Annotated in this window: 17 protein-coding genes; 5 read left to right on the top strand and 12 right to left on the bottom strand. The window is 36.3% G+C overall.

Annotated elements, in window-relative coordinates; all coding sequences use genetic code 11:
- Positions 1-66 precede the first annotated feature (66 nt).
- Together CKV65_RS05320 and CKV65_RS05315 are read right to left on the bottom strand one after the other, a co-directional pair.
- A complete protein-coding gene (locus tag CKV65_RS05320) occupies positions 67-561 on the bottom strand; it encodes a hypothetical protein (RefSeq protein ID WP_027889790.1) in 495 nt (164 codons plus the stop codon).
- A gap of 28 nt (positions 562-589) precedes the next feature.
- On the bottom strand, positions 590-877 hold the full coding sequence (locus CKV65_RS05315; RefSeq protein WP_027889791.1) for a hypothetical protein: 288 nt from the start codon (positions 875-877) through the stop codon (positions 590-592).
- A gap of 200 nt (positions 878-1077) precedes the next feature.
- Here CKV65_RS05315 and murQ point away from each other — a divergent pair, with 200 nt between their 5' ends.
- The 5 genes from murQ (at position 1078) to CKV65_RS05290 (ending at position 6955) form a co-directional block, all read left to right on the top strand.
- Positions 1078-1983, top strand: a complete 906-nt coding sequence (gene murQ, locus CKV65_RS05310; RefSeq protein WP_027889792.1) for an N-acetylmuramic acid 6-phosphate etherase — start codon at positions 1078-1080, stop codon at positions 1981-1983.
- An 8-nt stretch (positions 1984-1991) separates the two neighbouring features.
- Complete coding sequence (locus tag CKV65_RS05305; protein WP_027889793.1) at positions 1992-3359, top strand: PTS transporter subunit EIIC; 1368 nt, start codon at positions 1992-1994, stop codon at positions 3357-3359.
- Positions 3360-3362: 3 nt separating this feature from the next.
- Entirely contained in the window at positions 3363-4430 is a 1068-nt protein-coding gene (locus tag CKV65_RS05300) for a DUF871 domain-containing protein (RefSeq protein ID WP_027889794.1), read from the top strand.
- A 150-nt stretch (positions 4431-4580) separates the two neighbouring features.
- Positions 4581-5510 (top strand): cysteine synthase A, encoded by a 930-nt coding sequence (gene cysK / locus CKV65_RS05295; RefSeq protein ID WP_027889795.1) that lies wholly within the window; start codon positions 4581-4583, stop codon positions 5508-5510.
- A 152-nt stretch (positions 5511-5662) separates the two neighbouring features.
- A complete protein-coding gene (locus tag CKV65_RS05290; RefSeq protein WP_027889796.1) occupies positions 5663-6955 on the top strand; it encodes an O-acetylhomoserine aminocarboxypropyltransferase/cysteine synthase family protein in 1293 nt (430 codons plus the stop codon).
- A 73-nt stretch (positions 6956-7028) separates the two neighbouring features.
- Here CKV65_RS05290 and sdhB read toward each other — a convergent pair whose 3' ends face one another.
- From sdhB to CKV65_RS05240, 10 genes are all read right to left on the bottom strand, one after another.
- Complete coding sequence (gene sdhB, locus CKV65_RS05285; RefSeq protein WP_027889797.1) at positions 7029-7784, bottom strand: succinate dehydrogenase iron-sulfur subunit; 756 nt, start codon at positions 7782-7784, stop codon at positions 7029-7031.
- A complete protein-coding gene (gene sdhA, locus CKV65_RS05280; protein ID WP_051177590.1) occupies positions 7784-9532 on the bottom strand; it encodes a succinate dehydrogenase flavoprotein subunit in 1749 nt (582 codons plus the stop codon). The genes sdhB and sdhA overlap by 1 nt, the downstream gene beginning before the upstream one ends.
- An 82-nt stretch (positions 9533-9614) precedes the next feature.
- A complete protein-coding gene (locus CKV65_RS05275) occupies positions 9615-10232 on the bottom strand; it encodes a succinate dehydrogenase/fumarate reductase transmembrane subunit (RefSeq protein ID WP_027889799.1) in 618 nt (205 codons plus the stop codon).
- Between the two features lie 173 nt (positions 10233-10405).
- Positions 10406-10981 carry a Fe-S-containing hydro-lyase gene (locus CKV65_RS05270; RefSeq protein WP_027889800.1) on the bottom strand — a complete coding sequence of 192 codons (576 nt, stop codon included), beginning with the start codon at positions 10979-10981 and terminating at the stop codon, positions 10406-10408.
- 21 nt (positions 10982-11002) lie between these two features.
- Positions 11003-11848 carry a fumarate hydratase gene (locus CKV65_RS05265; RefSeq protein ID WP_239478358.1) on the bottom strand — a complete coding sequence of 282 codons (846 nt, stop codon included), beginning with the start codon at positions 11846-11848 and terminating at the stop codon, positions 11003-11005.
- A 663-nt stretch (positions 11849-12511) separates the two neighbouring features.
- On the bottom strand, positions 12512-12988 hold the full coding sequence (locus CKV65_RS05260) for a metallophosphoesterase family protein (protein ID WP_027889802.1): 477 nt from the start codon (positions 12986-12988) through the stop codon (positions 12512-12514).
- Complete coding sequence (locus tag CKV65_RS05255; protein WP_027889803.1) at positions 12985-13581, bottom strand: XTP/dITP diphosphatase; 597 nt, start codon at positions 13579-13581, stop codon at positions 12985-12987. Before CKV65_RS05255 ends, CKV65_RS05260 begins: the two co-directional genes overlap by 4 nt.
- A 5-nt stretch (positions 13582-13586) precedes the next feature.
- Positions 13587-14333, bottom strand: coding sequence for a ribonuclease PH (gene rph / locus CKV65_RS05250; RefSeq protein ID WP_027889804.1), 747 nt, complete (start codon positions 14331-14333; stop codon positions 13587-13589).
- Between the two features lie 19 nt (positions 14334-14352).
- Complete coding sequence (gene ruvX / locus CKV65_RS05245) at positions 14353-14766, bottom strand: Holliday junction resolvase RuvX (protein ID WP_027889805.1); 414 nt, start codon at positions 14764-14766, stop codon at positions 14353-14355.
- Between the two features lie 3 nt (positions 14767-14769).
- Entirely contained in the window at positions 14770-15048 is a 279-nt protein-coding gene (locus CKV65_RS05240; RefSeq protein ID WP_027889806.1) for an IreB family regulatory phosphoprotein, read from the bottom strand.
- Positions 15049-15102: the final 54 nt, after the last annotated feature.

The raw sequence follows: 15102 nt of genomic DNA, 5'->3' as shown, positions 1-15102 counted from the left end.
ATGATAAAAAGAAAAGGTAGACTGCATATTAATTATAGCAATCTACCTTTATTTTTTAAGTAATTATCAGGTGTTTTTAGCGATAATAGCACCGATTACACCGCCAACTAATACAGCTGTAGTGATATCGCCTTTATCGTAGTCTTTGTCATCATCTCTGTCCCAACGGTCTTTGTCGCGGTCGTGACGTGGAGGAGGTGGTGGTGGATTTTTTTTATCTTTGTCCCAACGGTCTTTGTCGCGGTCGTGACGTGGAGGAGGTGGTGGTGGATTTTTTTTATCTTTGTCCCAACGGTCTTTGTCACGGTCATGACGTGGAGGAGGGTTCTTATCTTTATCCCAGCGGTCATTTTTTGGAGGGCGTTTTTTATCTTTATCCCAACGGTCATTATCACGGTCATGACGAGGTTCATGGCGCTGGTCAAATTGAATTTGATTATCTAGTGCTGCTGCTGCCGCTGAACTTACGCTCATGGTATAGCTTATAGGCGTAGCTAAAAAACAAGTTAGTGCAGCAATACCGATAACTTTTTTTGTTTTTTTAGTAAATAATTCTAACATGATTAAACCTCCTTTGTAATATTATTTATTAGGTGTTTTTAGCGATAATGGCACCAATTACACCGCCAACTAATACTGCTGTTACAATATTGCCTTTACTGTAATCGTTATCATCATCATCTTTTCTATCTCTATCATGTCTATCTTTTCTGTCTTTATCTTTATGTGGCGGATTATCATGTCTGGAGTCATAAGAATATGAAGCTGCACTCGCTGTTGGTAATGTTGCTACATAGCCGAGCGGACTGCAAAGGAAACATGCTAATGCCAGAACACTTATAGCCTTTGTAAATCTTCCTTTAATTAATTTTAACATATTAACACATCCTTTAACATAGTTTTCAGTAAATTCTATGTGGTATTCGTTACTTTATATTAATAATATAACAGTAAAAGATTAAATTCTGCTTAGAAAATTATTTAAAATAGATTAAATTTTATTAAAAAAATCCACGTATTTGATTTAAGCCAATTTATTATTTATAATGAAATACATATTATTTTTATGGAGGTCTTATGATGAATTTAGGTAATTTATTAACGGAAAGACGCAATCCGTATACATTAGATATAGATAAAGTATCTTCTTTAGAAATGTGTTTACTGATAAATGAAGAAGATAAAAGAGCTGCTGTAGCAGTGCGCAATGTTTTACCGCAGATTGCCAGTGCTATTGATGAAATTGCGAATAGATTGGCAAATGGAGGTCGCCTTTTTTATATTGGAGCTGGAACATCAGGTAGACTTGGCATATTAGATGCTGTTGAATGTCCACCGACATATAGCAGTGACCCTGAAATGGTACAAGGCATTATTGCTGGTGGTTATCCAGCTATTTTTAAAGCGCAAGAAGGTGCAGAAGATTCGTTGACTTTAGCACAGGAAGATTTAAAAGCTAAAAATTTGACTGAAAAAGACTGTGTAGTGGGCATTGCGGCTAGTGGTAGAACACCGTATGTAATCGGTGGTTTAGAATACGCTAATAAAGTTAGAGCTTTAACAGTAGCTATAAGTTGTTCTTCAAATACGTTAATCAGTGCTAAAGCTAAAATTGCAATAGAAGCGTTGACTGGCCCAGAAGCGATAACGGGTAGTACGCGTATGAAGGCTGGTACAGCACAAAAAATGATTTTAAATATGATTTCTACTTGTGTGATGATAAAACTTGGCAAAGTTTATAGCAACTTAATGGTAGATGTAAAAGCTTCAAATGAAAAATTGAAGGAAAGAGCTTGTCGCATTGTCATGGAAGCTGCTGATTGCACAAAAGAACAAGCGCAAGAAGCACTGCAAAAGACAGGTGGAAAAGCAAAACCAGCCATTTTGATGATTTTATTGGATTGTGATTATGAAAAAGCTCAAAGTTTATTGGCAGAAAGTAAAGGATTTATTGCTAAAGCTTTAGTAAAAGCTACTAGATGAGGAGAAAAATGGATTTAAAACAGACAGCTAAAGAAATTTATATATTATTGAAGCCGTATGATATAGTTGAAGTGCATAACTGTATGACGCGCTTGAGATTGCATTTAGGTGATTTAGAAAATGCACCGCTAGATAAATTAAAGAAAGTTGATAATGTGTTAGGTGTCAATTTAAATGGCACAGAATTGCAGATTATTTTAGGCCCTGGTAAAGTAAATGAAGTTGCAGAAGAATTTAAAAATCTGCTCGAAAATAAAGAAGAAATACCAGAAGAGCCAAAAACGAAAACAAAGATGGAAATAGGTCAAGCTGAAAAAATTCATCAGCAAATACGACAAAAAAATGCTACGCCATTTAAATTATTGCTAAAAAAGATTTCTAATATATTCATGCCACTAATTCCAGCGTTTATCGCTTGTGGTTTGATTACAGGTCTGCTCAATATCGCTTTTAAAATTGACCCGAGTATTATTGATTATCCAGCAGTGCAGATTTTGCAGATTGCAGGTAACGCTGTTTTTTGGGGATTAAATATTTTTGTAGGTGTGAATACTGCAAAAGAATGTGGGGCATCTCCAATGCTAGGCGGTACGATGGCCGTAATTATAACGCATCCAATGCTCAACAATATCAGTTTATTTGATATCGATTTATTGGCTGGTCGTGGCGGTATTATTGCTGTATTGTTAGTAGTGGCATTTTCCTCTTGGCTGGAAATAAAACTGCATAAGATTGTGCCTAAAATTTTAGATTTATTTTTAACTCCGCTGTTGGTTATCTTGATAGCTACGTTTCCAGCTTTGTTCATATTGCAACCATTAGGCGGGATTATAGCAGAAAACATAGGCTTTGCCGTTACGCAGGCAATAGGAACAGGCGGGGCAGCAGCAGGCTTTATAATTGGCGGTATTTTCTTGCCATTGGTAATGACAGGACTTCATCAAGGCTTGACGCCAATTCATGCTGAATTATTAAATCAATACGGTGTGACTATTTTATTGCCGATATTGGCTATGGCTGGTGCTGGACAAGTAGGTGCATCCATTGCTGTTTACGTTAAGACAAAAAATAAAAAATTAAAGCAGACAATAGCTTCAGCACTTCCTGTTGGTTTTATGGGAATAGGTGAACCGCTTATTTATGGTGTTACGTTGCCACTCGGTAAGCCGTTTATCGCAGCTTGTATCGGAGGAGCTTTTGGCGGAGCTGTACAAGCCTTTTTCGTAGTAGGTGCAACATCTATTGGTCTTTCGGGATTGCCTCTTGCTGCTAGCACGGATAAAATTTTGTATTATTTATTAGGTTTAGTTACGGCATATGTAGCAGGATTTATTGCTGCAATGATTATTGGCTTTACTGACCCAGTGGAGGAATAGGACATGGAAAACGGCATTTCTATTTATTTAGGGTTAGATAATACAATTGAAGAAAATCTACAGTTGATAAAAACAGCACATAAATACGGCATTAAGCGTATTTTTACTTCATTGCACATTCCTGAAACGAATGTAAATTTATTGCAAGCACAATTACAGATTGTATTAAAAACGGCTGTTCAATACGGCATGGAAGTTATATCTGATGTTTCACCGAATACTTTATCTTTATTGAATTTGGATAAATTGGATATAGATAAATTGCAAGAAATGGGAATAAGTACCATTCGTTTAGACTTTGGTTATAGTGAAAAAGATATTGCCGCATTGAGTAAGTTGATAAAAATACAGTTTAATGCTTCTACATTGACAAAAGAGTTTTTAGATGAATTGAAGTTTTACCATACAGATTTTAATTGTATTGATGCACTGCACAATTTTTACCCGCGCGAAGGAACTGGGCTTGATGAAACCTTTTTATTGAAGAAAAATGAATTACTGCATATGTATGGCGTACAAACAGCAGCATTTGTACCTAGTTATAATAAAGCGCGCTCACCACTGAAAAAAGGTTTGCCAACATTAGAAGTACATCGCTATAAACCTTTAAGCATGGCAATAAATCATTTATCATTGTTAAAAGTAGACTCTGTATTTATCGGCGATAGTTTACCGACAAAAGAAGAGATGAAAACTTTATCAGCGTTAACAAAAGATTATGTGACGATAAGGGCAAAATGTTTGACGCAAAATCAATTTATAAAAGATTTATTGGCGAAAAATGTATTTACAACACGTCAAGATGCTGCTTTTATGGCTATTAGAACACAGGAAAGTCGCTTACTTTGCAAAAATGAGAAGATTTATCCTGAGTATATATCAAATCGTGATGTGGGCATGATTACTATGGATAATATAAATAGTGGTCGCTATATGGGAGAATTGCAGATAATATTAAAAGAGCAAAAGCAATATAAAGCTGTTAACATTATCGGTAAAATATTGGATAGTGATATGATTTTGCTTAAATATTTAAAACCAGGCAGTAAATTTAAAATAGAATTAATGTAATCGTGAGATTATAGTAAAAATCTAGTACAATGATTGATTGTGCTAGATTTTTTATGAAATACTTTGTTGACATATAGATAAAGGTAATATATAATTAATCCATACTTATTTGCTATGATTGTAAAAATGTTAACTAAAGAGGCGAAGAGAATGAAAGTATATAAAAATTTTATGGAACTCGTGGGAAATACACCGCTTGTTCAAGTCAGTAATTATATGAAAGCCAATGATTTAAAGGCAAATATTTTAGTAAAATTAGAATACTTTAATCCTGCTGGAAGTGCTAAAGATAGAATTGCTAAAGCTATGATTGAAGACGCTGAAGCAAAAGGTCTTTTAAAACCAGACTCAGTTATTATTGAACCGACAAGTGGCAATACAGGTATTGGACTTTGTGCAGTAGCAGCTTCAAAGGGTTATAAAATCATCATAACGATGCCAGAAACTATGAGTGTTGAACGACGCAAATTGATGCAGATTTACGGTGCAGAACTCGTGCTCACTGAAGGTGCTAAAGGCATGAAAGGTGCTATTGATAAAGCTGAAGAATTGGCAAAAGAAATACAAAATAGCTTTATACCAGGTCAGTTCACTAATTTAGTTAACCGCAAAGCTCATTATGATACAACGGGTCCAGAAATTTGGAACGATACTGATGGCAAGGTAGATATTTTCGTTGCTGGTATTGGTACAGGTGGCACTATTAGTGGAACAGGTAAGTATTTGAAAGAACAAAATCCTGATATTAAAGTTGTAGGTGTTGAACCTGCTACATCAGCCGTAATAACTACAGGCAAAGCAGGAGCGCATGAAATTCAAGGTATTGGTGCTGGTTTTATACCTGATACATTAGATACTACTGTTTATGATGAAGTGATTGCCGTGCCAAATGAGGTGACATATCCAACGAGTAAACAGCTTACAAAAACAGAAGGTTTGCTCACAGGTATTTCTTCAGGAGCTGCGCTTTGGGCTGCAACACAGTTGGCAAAACGACCAGAAAATGCAGGTAAAAATATCGTAGTGCTTTTACCTGACACAGGTGAAAGATATTTATCAACAAAATTATTTGAAGAATAATATTTGCTTTAATAAATAAGATTAGCGGTATAATATATTGATTATATTTAACGATTTTCGATATATTATACTGCTGATGTTTAAAATGGCGAATATTATTATCAATAATTCATATTAAAATTATATTTTAAATAATAAAAGGGAGAAATATTATGGGAAAAGTTTTGGATATAAGTAAATGGAGCTTTGAAACTAAACAATTACACATAGGACAAGAGAGTGCTGATATAGCTACTAATTCAAGAGCTGTACCGATTTATCAAACGACTTCATACGTATTTGATAATTGTGAGTCAGCAGCAGATAGATTTGCACTAAAAGAAGGTGGCAATATATATGGAAGGCTTACAAATTCAACGCAAGAAGTTTTTGAAAAACGCATGGCAGCACTAGAAGGTGGCGCAGGAGCTTTAGCACTCGCTTCAGGAGCAGCGGCAATTGCTTATACTTTGCAAGCACTTGCCAAAGTTGGCGACCATATTGTCGCTTCAAAGACTTTATATGGTGGTACATATAATTTATTAGAGCATACTTTGCCAGATTTTGGAATAACGACGACTTTTGTAGATATTCATGATTTACAAGAAGTAGAAAAAGCTATTAAAGATAATACTAAATGCTTATATTTTGAAACTTTAGGAAATCCAAACAGCGATGTAGCTGATATTGAAGCAATTGCTGAATTAGCTCATCGTTATAAAATACCAGCAGTCGTTGATAATACTTTTGCAACGCCGTATTTAATTCGTCCTATTGAATACGGTGCGGATATCGTCATACATTCTGCTACTAAATTTATTGGCGGACATGGAACGAGTTTAGGTGGAATAATAGTTGATAGCGGTAAATTTAATTGGGAAGAAAGTGGAAAATTTAAATCGCTTGTAGAGCCAAATCCTAGTTATCATGGCATATCTTTTTATAAAGCTGTTGGAAATTTAGCTTTTATAACGAAGGTTAGAGCTATACTTTTACGTGATTTAGGCGCATGTATTTCACCATTTAATGCGTTTTTATTATTACAAGGACTTGAAACTTTGTCACTTCGCGTAGAGCGTCATGTAGAAAATGCTTTAAAAGTAGTAGAATTTTTGCAAAATCATCCTAAGGTAAAAGCAGTAAATCATCCAGCTATAGAAAGTAGATTTGACCATGATTTATATAAAAAATATTTGCCAAATGGTGGCGGTTCAATTTTTACTTTCGAAATTGAAGGCGATGCTAAAGATGCACAAGCATTTATTGATAGACTGCAATTATTCTCGCTATTGGCAAATGTAGCAGATGCTAAATCACTGGTCATTCACCCAGCGACGACGACACATTCACAGATGACAGAAGATGAGTTATTATCATCAGGCATTAAACCTAATACAATACGATTATCAATTGGCATTGAAAATATAAAAGATATCATTGATGATTTAAATCAAGCATTTATTTAAGATTTAAAACTGTATATTAAAAATAAAAAAAGCTATCCCTCGATGAAGAGAGATAGCTTTTTGTAATCTTTGATTATTTATCGAAGATATTTCTGAGAGCTTGTTTATTTACATCACGGTTTAACTGAGCGAGATAAGTAGTTAATTTGATGTGTTTTGGACAAACTTCTACACAGTTCTGGCTGTTACCGCAGCTAGTGATACCGCCTTTTTCCATAAGAGCATTGAGACGTTTTTCTTTGTCGAATTTACCAAATGGATGAAGGTTGAAAAGATAAGCCTGTACAGTTGGAGCAGGTCCGATGAAGTCGGATTGTGGACCAACGTTAGGGCAAGCTTCTAAGCAGCAGCCGCAAGTCATGCAGTGAGAAATTTCATATGCAGTAGCAGCTGTATATGGGTTCTGAATAGGAGCTTCACGGTTTTCCCAGCTACCATCAACATTAATCCAACCTTGGATACGTTTGAGGCTTTCAAACATAACGCTACGGTCGATTAAGAGGTCACGGATTACAGGGAAAGTACGAGCTGGAGCGATACGAATTGGCTGTGGGAGTTTATCGATAAGAGCAGCACAAGCCTGACGAGCACGGCCATTGATAACCATCATGCAGGCACCGCAAACTTTTTCCAAGCAGTTGCATTCCCAAACTACAGGAGTAGTTTTTTTACCGTCTTTTGTTACAGGGTTTTTCTGGATTTCCATTAAAGCTGCAACAACGTTAAGTGCTGGACGATAAGGAATTTCAAATTCTTCAGTATATGGTTTGCTAGTAGGACTGTCCTGACGTTCAATGATGAGATGAACAGTTTTCTGAGTATCTGCCATTATTTTTTGCCTCCTTTAGCGATATCATAACGACGTGGACGAGGTTTAACTAAGGAGTGATCAAAATCAATATAAGTGATTTGTGGTTCACAAGTTTCTGGGTCTATTTTAACGAGAGTTGTCTTTAAGAAATGTTCGTCATCACGGTTAGGGTATTCTTCTTTGTAATGAGCACCACGGCTTTCATTACGCATGAGAGCTGCTTTACAAATAGCCATAGCATAGATGATCATGTTACGGAGCTGACGTACAAACATTGCTTCTTGGTTAGCCCAACGACCTTTATCTGTAAGACCGATATGATCCCATTTTTTCAATACTTTTTTGATTTCTTCGTAGCAATAAGCAAGGTTTTTGTTAATACGTTCAACGAAGCAATAACGAAGCATTAAATCGGATAATTCTTTATGAAGCATATGAGCGTTTACATCGCCATCCATGCTCATGATTTTTTCGAATTCGTCAACTGTTTTCTGTTTAGCAGCTGCGAGTTCTTCTTCAGTTAATGGGTCACCATTGTCTTCAGCAAGAACTTTGCCTTCAATATCCCAAACAGTATCGCCATTTGCCCAGCGAAGAGCTTCTGGACCAGAAATTGTACCAGAATGAGCTGCAGAAAGAAGGGAGTTTGCACCAAGACGGTTAGCACCGTGGTACTGATAGTCACATTCGCCGGAAGCAAAAAGACCAGGAATATTAGTTTTATGTTTGCGGTCAACCCAAATACCACCCATGGAATAGTGGATAGAAGGGAAAATCTGCATAGGAACTTTACGTGGGTCATCGCCTACGAATTCTTCATAGATTTCCATGATACCAGCAAGTTTACGATTTAAGTAATCAGCATCGATATGGGAAAGGTCGAGGTATACGCGGTTTTCACCGTTGATGCCGAGGCCCATATGAACGCAAACTTTGTAAATTTCACGAGCTGCAATATCACGAGGTACGAGGTTACCGTAAGCTGGATATTTTTCTTCGAGGAAGTACCAAGGTTTGCCGTCTTTATAAGTCCATACACGACCACCTTCACCACGAGCAGCTTCAGACATTAAGCGGTTTTTGTCTTCGCCTGGAATAGCTGTTGGGTGAATCTGAATGAATTCAACGTTACCGAGGTAAGCACCTTCTTGGTAAACATCGGAAACAGCGGAACCATTGCAGATAGTGGAAGCTGTGCATTTACCATAGATAACACCAGGGCCACCAGTTGCGAGGATTACAGCGTCAGCAGGGAATGCTACGATTTCCATGGAGTTCATGTTCTGAGCTGTGATACCACGGCAAACGCCTTGTTTATTTCTGATGATATGAACGAATTCCCAGAATTCGTATTTTTTAACTTTACCTTTTACTTCAAGTTTACGAACTTGTTCATCAAGAGCGTAAAGAAGCTGTTGACCAGTAGTAGCACCAGCGAAGCAAGTACGTTTATGTTTTGCACCACCGAAGTTACGAAGGTCAAGGTTACCTTCTGGAGTACGAGTGAAAGGAACGCCCATGCGGTCAAACATTTTGATAAGTTTTGGAGCGTTTTCGCACATGCCTTTTACAGCTAATTGGTCAGCTAAGAAGTCGCCACCATAGATTGTATCGTCGATATGGTCCCAAATAGTGTCATGTTCACCTTTGGAGTCCATGCAAGCGTTAATACCACCCTGTGCGCAGAGGGAGTGAGAACGTTTTACTGGGCAATAAGAGAATAAATCTACAATACCGCCAGCTTCGCAAATTTTAATCGTAGCCATAAGACCGGACAAACCGCCGCCGACAACGATGATTTTTTTGGTAGATTTCACGTGAGTCTCTCCTTATATCTAAAATTATACATTAAAACCAATACATGCTCATGAAAGCAATAGTTAAAAGGGATAATACTACAAATACAAGCATGAATAAGCGGGAGAAGAAAGTCTGAATGCGAGGACCTTTAGCAATACCCCAAGTCATTGTAAATGTAGTAAGACCATTGAAGAAGTGGAAAATTGCTGCAATCATGCCAATTGTGTAAGCAGCCCAAATTACAGGATTAGAGAAGTAAGCCTGTAATAATTCATAGGAAATTGGAGTGCCGCCACCTTTTACCATAATGCGGAGATAAACAACATGCCAAATCAAGAAAAGGAAAATAAGAATTGCAGTTATTCTCTGGAAGAAGAAGTTCCAGTTGCGAGCGAAGCCATAGCTTCTTGGATTGTTTTTAGCTTGCATTAAAATGTAGATACCATAAAGACCATGGAAAAGGAATGGTACTAAAATGAAGCAGATTTCCATAGGAAGCATAATTTCGTGTGGAATAGCTGCTAATCGCTCAACTGCTGCATTGAATGGAGCAGGGCCACCCAATACCATTGAGTTTGTTAAGATATGTTCGAGTAAGAATAAACCTACAGGAACGATACCGCAGAGAGAATGAAGTCTGCGAATGTAAAATGTTGTGTGAATCATCCTTGAACCTCCTGTACATTTTAATTTTCATAGGGAAAATTTACACACTTATGACATGCCAAAAAGCTTCTATTTAAATTTTTAAAATAAAAATAGCAATCCCCGGGTGTCTCACGGTTGACAAAATAAACTGAGCCCCTCTCCAAAAAAAAGGAGCTCAGGATTTTGTTTAATTATTTAATTTGGTCCATATCAAATTTGCGATATGGTGCTTGACCGATTTCGTAGAAATTATTTCCTTCAGAATCAATAACAACGATAGCTGGGAAATCTTCAACCGTAAGAGCAGCAAGTGCTTCAGGTCCGAGTTCAGGATAAGCAATTACTTCATATTTTTTTACACATTTGGAAATGAGGGCAGCAGCACCGCCAACAGCAGCGAAATAAGTAACGCCATTTTTCTTCATGGAGTCAACAACTGCTTTATCGCGGGAACCTTTACCAATCATACCTTTAATTCCCTGTTCGAGCATTGTAGGAGTGTAAGCGTCCATACGACCAGATGTAGTAGGACCGCAAGAACCAATCGGATTACCAGGTTTAGCAGGAGTCGGTCCAAGGTAATAAACGATTTGGTTATGCCAATCAATAGGAAGTTTTTCTCCGCGAGCGAGAGCTTCTGTCATAACTTTATGAGCAGCATCACGTGCACTGTAAATGACGCCGCTGATAAGAACGCTATCGCCTACTTTTAATTTGCGAGATTGTTCTTCAGTTAAAGGTGTGGTAATGCGAATTTTTTCAGCCATTTAAATATACCTCCCGAATAATTATAATACACGTTTAGAATGACGGCATGCATGGCAGCAAATAGTTACTGCAACAGGAAGGCCAGCAATATGAGTTGGGCCCCATTCAATATTTACAGCAAGAGCGCTTGTAGTACCACCGAGCTGTGGGCCAATGCCTGTCTGATTAATCATTTCTAAAAGTTCTTCTTCTAATTTTGCATATTCAGGATGTGGATTGCGAACGTTTGTTGGACGAAGTAATGCTTTTTTAGACATTACAGCAGCACGGTCCATAGTACCACCGATACCGATACCTACAACCATAGGTGGGCAAGGGTTGCAGCTTGCATGGAGAATAATTTCCATAACAGCTTTTTTAACGCCTTTTACACCATCAGCAGGTACAAGCATTTTAAGGCCTGATTTATTTTCGCTACCGAAGCCTTTTGGTTCAACTTGAATTGTAAGTTTATCACCAGGAACAACTTCAGTATAAATAACAGCAGGAGTGTTATTTCCAGTATTTTTGCGGTTGAAAAGTGGTTCTTCAACAACGGATTTACGAAGGTATCCTTCAGTATAGCCTTTTGCTACACCAGCATTAATAGCATCATTTAAGTTGCCACCTTCGATATGAACGTCTTGACCTAATTCGACGAACACGATAGTCATGCCTGTATCTTGGCAGATTGGTCTATCTTCTGCTTTAGCGATTTTGGCATTCTGAATGATTTGGTCGAGTACGTCTCGGCCAACTGGAGACTGTTCACTAAGTCTGCCTCTTTCTAATGCGGCGAAAACGTCTCCTGGTAAATAGTAGGCAGCTTCTTTACACATCTGCGCTACTTCTTGGGTAATTGTTTCTGCTTGGATTGTACGCACCATAACCCCTCCAATAGATAAATTTATTCATTGTTTAATTGTGTATATTAAACTTCCTAAGTATTATAGGCAATCCCCGTTCATGAATTTGACGGTTAAGGCAATATTGAACACTTTTTATTTATAATTGTGTTTGTATTGTCTTTGAATAAGTAAAAAACTTATTCTTATCTAATGAAATAATATCGTTTATATAAAAAATGAAATTATTTCATTAGTAATAATTCCTCATACGTAAAAATTAGAATAAATCATAGTTTTTACGATATTTAGGATAAAATTTAGCAAAATTTGATATATTTAATACATATTATAATTGTTATGTATTGATATAATGTATTCGCAAAGAGAAGGTTTATATCTCATTTATTAATATTATATACTGAATGATAGAAAAATATCATTCAGTATATAATAGATTGTCGTTACATTTTAAGGAATAAAAATATCCTTGTGTAAAGAAAATTTTAGCATATTTTTAAATGTGTTTCAACAATTAAAAAAGCCGTAAAGCCTTAATATTATTAAAGTTGAAGCGCATTCATTTTTATAAATAAAATTTATTTATAGATAAAAACCAGCAAAACTTTATTTTAATTAAATCATAAAGATGATAAATAGAAATAGAAGATTATTATAAGAAAATATATCTACTATAAAAATTTTTTATTTTATAAATATCCGTTGGATATCTATTTTTTTATTTTTTATAGTGGCAATCATAAATGAAGGTAAAAGTCCATCACGTGGTTCAGAAATGCTACCAGGATTTATGAATAATCTATTATCAATTGTTTTTTGTGCACCGATATGACTGTGTCCATATACAATTAAATGAGCATTAACGCAACGAGCCATATCACTTAATTCTTCTAAAGAAGTTTTCACGTTGTAAGTGTGACCGTGTGTCAAGAAAATATTTATATCAGCTAATTTTAGAAGAAGATCGTTAGGTTTTTCATAAGTCCAATCAACATTGCCGATAACACCGTATACCTTTTTGCCTGATACTTTTTCAAGATATTTACTATCTTCAATACTGTCGCCAGCATGAAGCCAACAGTCTACATCATCAGCTAAACAGATAGCATTATCAATAGCATCTAAATTATAATGACTGTCGCTCATTATTCCTATTTTCATTTTAAATAGCCTCGTAATATATTTTCCATATTTTTAAGTGCTAAACCGCGATGACTGATGGCATTTTTTTCTGTAAGGGTAATTTCAGCCATAGTTTTGTCGAGGTTAGGTAAATAAAAATATGGGTCATAGCCAAAACCACCTTCACCGCAAGCAAAATTGCGAATTATGCCGGAACATCTACCTTCACAAGAAAGAGATGAACCATCAGTATCGACGAATGCCAAAGCACAAACATAATGGGCAGGAGAAGATGAAACATTTTTTTTCGCGAGTTCTTCTACCATTTTTTTATTATTAGCACTATCATCTGCATGGTAGCCTGCAAAACGAGCGGAATAAATGCCAGGTGCGCCGCCGAGTACATCTATCTCTAAACCAGAATCGTCAGCAAGGCAAGCACAATTTGTTTGTTTGGCATAAAATGAAGCTTTTTTCAAAGCATTTTCAGCAAAGGTTGAACCATCTTCTATAGCATCTGGTAAATTGCCAAATTCGCTTAAAGAGTGGAGTTCTACATCTAAGTTTTTAAAGGCAGTTATCATTTCTTTGATTTTGCCTTGATTTTTAGTTGCAACAATAATTTTTTTCATTAGTATTAAGGAATCCTTCCTATTTTCCAAACTAAATCATTACCTAAAATATCTTTTTGATAAGAAATCAATTCATCAATACCTTTTTCAGCAAAACTAAGCATTTGAGAAAATTGTTTATGGGTAAAAGGATGTTTTTCACCTGTTCCTTGGATTTCAACAAATTCACCATTGCCAGTCATTACGATATTCATATCAGCAACAGCAGTAGAATCTTCATCATAACATAAATCTAAAATAGGTTTATTTTCTTTTGATAAACCAACGCTTACAGCAGCTAGGAAATCTTTTAAAGGAAAAGGTTTCTTAGGGTCATAAATAGTATCAAGAGCAAGTGCAAGTGCCACAAATGCTCCTGTAATAGAAGCTGTACGAGTACCACCATCAGCTTGAATTACATCACAGTCAATAGTGATAGTTCGTTCGCCAAGCGCTTTAAAATCCATAACACTGCGAAGACAACGTCCGATTAAACGCTGAATTTCTTGTGTTCTACCATTTTGACGACCTCGAGTTGCTTCACGTTGAGAACGAGTAAGTGTAGATGAAGGTAAAAGTGAATATTCAGCGTTGAGCCAGCCTATGCCATTGCCACGCAAAAATGGTGGGACACCATCTTGAATACTAGCGGCACAAATAACTTTAGTATTACCAGTTTCAATCAATACGGAACCAGCAGGATACTTCTGAAAATATTTTGTTATTTTAAAACGACGCATTTGGTCAGCTTCACGTCTGTCAATTCTAGTCATATATATAAAATCTCTCCAATTATTTTAAACTGTCAAGATATCCTTGCAGAATGAATACGGCTGCCATTTTATCAATTACTTTTTTGCGTTTTGCACGGCTGATATCAGCTTCTAATAAATAGCGGTCAGCTGCCACTGTGGATAAGCGTTCATCCCAGAAGATTATTTCTGCTTCAGGTATATCTTCTTTTAATTTTGTAGCGAATTGTTTTACAATTTCACAGCGTTCACCCATGGTGCCATTCATATTTTTAGGCAATCCAACTACAAATTTTGTGGTTTCGAATTGGCGACAAAGTTCTTTAATTCGTCCTAAATCGTTTTTATAAGATTTGCGACGGATTGTTTCAACACCTTGTGCTGTAAATAAAAGTTCATCACTTACAGCTATGCCTACAGTGCGGTCGCCTACATCAAGGGACATAATGCGCATGAATTATTCTGTTCCCTTCTTGATATTTTCATTGTTTTCTAAATAGAAACGTACGAGTTCTTCTAAGAGTTCATCACGTCCGAGGCGACGAATTTCATTTCTAGCGTTTCTATTGCTGGTAATATAAGCTGGGTCATCGGATAATAAATAACCGACGAGTTGGTTTATAGGACTATAACCTTTTTCGAGCATAGCACGGCAAGAAAGGCAGAGTGCTTTTGCTGCTTTATCGTCATCTGCGCCAAAATTAAACATTACAGTTTCATCTTTAATATTGGACATCATAATCACCTCTACATAATATTTATTTAAAGTAGTTAAAAGTTGTTAGAATGT

Source organism: Megamonas hypermegale (genome assembly GCF_900187035.1).
Taxonomy (GTDB): Bacteria; Bacillota; Negativicutes; order Selenomonadales; family Selenomonadaceae; genus Megamonas; species Megamonas hypermegale.
This window is presented reverse-complemented; position numbering and strand designations above follow the sequence as displayed.

Bases quoted from the DNA above. Each gene is read 5' to 3' on its own strand.
- CKV65_RS05320 (WP_027889790.1), bottom strand. From the start codon at position 561: ATGTTAGAATTATTTACTAAAAAAACAAAAAAAGTTATCGGTATTGCT.
- CKV65_RS05315 (WP_027889791.1), bottom strand. From the start codon at position 877: ATGTTAAAATTAATTAAAGGAAGATTTACAAAGGCTATAAGTGTTCTG.
- murQ (WP_027889792.1), top strand. From the start codon at position 1,078: ATGATGAATTTAGGTAATTTATTAACGGAAAGACGCAATCCGTATACA.
- CKV65_RS05305 (WP_027889793.1), top strand. From the start codon at position 1,992: ATGGATTTAAAACAGACAGCTAAAGAAATTTATATATTATTGAAGCCG.
- CKV65_RS05300 (WP_027889794.1), top strand. From the start codon at position 3,363: ATGGAAAACGGCATTTCTATTTATTTAGGGTTAGATAATACAATTGAA.
- cysK (WP_027889795.1), top strand. From the start codon at position 4,581: ATGAAAGTATATAAAAATTTTATGGAACTCGTGGGAAATACACCGCTT.
- CKV65_RS05290 (WP_027889796.1), top strand. From the start codon at position 5,663: ATGGGAAAAGTTTTGGATATAAGTAAATGGAGCTTTGAAACTAAACAA.
- sdhB (WP_027889797.1), bottom strand. From the start codon at position 7,784: ATGGCAGATACTCAGAAAACTGTTCATCTCATCATTGAACGTCAGGAC.
- sdhA (WP_051177590.1), bottom strand. From the start codon at position 9,532: ATGGCTACGATTAAAATTTGCGAAGCTGGCGGTATTGTAGATTTATTC.
- CKV65_RS05275 (WP_027889799.1), bottom strand. From the start codon at position 10,232: ATGATTCACACAACATTTTACATTCGCAGACTTCATTCTCTCTGCGGT.
- CKV65_RS05270 (WP_027889800.1), bottom strand. From the start codon at position 10,981: ATGGCTGAAAAAATTCGCATTACCACACCTTTAACTGAAGAACAATCT.
- CKV65_RS05265 (WP_239478358.1), bottom strand. From the start codon at position 11,848: ATGGTGCGTACAATCCAAGCAGAAACAATTACCCAAGAAGTAGCGCAG.
- CKV65_RS05260 (WP_027889802.1), bottom strand. From the start codon at position 12,988: ATGAAAATAGGAATAATGAGCGACAGTCATTATAATTTAGATGCTATT.
- CKV65_RS05255 (WP_027889803.1), bottom strand. From the start codon at position 13,581: ATGAAAAAAATTATTGTTGCAACTAAAAATCAAGGCAAAATCAAAGAA.
- rph (WP_027889804.1), bottom strand. From the start codon at position 14,333: ATGACTAGAATTGACAGACGTGAAGCTGACCAAATGCGTCGTTTTAAA.
- ruvX (WP_027889805.1), bottom strand. From the start codon at position 14,766: ATGCGCATTATGTCCCTTGATGTAGGCGACCGCACTGTAGGCATAGCT.
- CKV65_RS05240 (WP_027889806.1), bottom strand. From the start codon at position 15,048: ATGTCCAATATTAAAGATGAAACTGTAATGTTTAATTTTGGCGCAGAT.